Source organism: Stenotrophomonas sp. GbtcB23, assembly GCF_019091045.1.
In the GTDB taxonomy this organism is placed as follows: Bacteria; Pseudomonadota; Gammaproteobacteria; order Xanthomonadales; family Xanthomonadaceae; genus Stenotrophomonas; species Stenotrophomonas rhizophila_A.
This window is the reverse complement of record NZ_JAGXKC010000544.1, coordinates 1-250: the sequence shown is the minus strand read 5'-3', so window position 1 is coordinate 250 and position 250 is coordinate 1. Positions and strand designations below refer to the sequence as shown.

Below are 250 nucleotides of genomic sequence, written 5' to 3'. Positions count from 1 at the left end.
CTCATCGAATAGCATCGCGATCGGCGTTACGTCGGTATATTTGTTCGGGCTGCGTCCAAGGATGTTGTTCGATAGGATCACTCCGCCGACGACCTGAAGATAATTCGGGTCTCCGGAATGGCCGATCGTGTAGTTCAAGGCAACCGCGTGACCGCCACCCGGCTTGTTGACGGTTATGCTGTTGTTGGGAATGAACTTACCCTTCTTGAGGAAGCCCACCACATCGCGAGCCGTGCGGTCATTGGCGCCC

Annotated in this window: 1 protein-coding gene; it reads right to left on the bottom strand. The window is 56.0% G+C overall.

Annotation, left to right across the window (positions count from 1 at the left end; all coding sequences use genetic code 11):
* The coding region (locus KVS69_RS20055) for a hypothetical protein (protein ID WP_217539978.1) at positions 1-250 on the bottom strand (250 nt) is incomplete at both ends.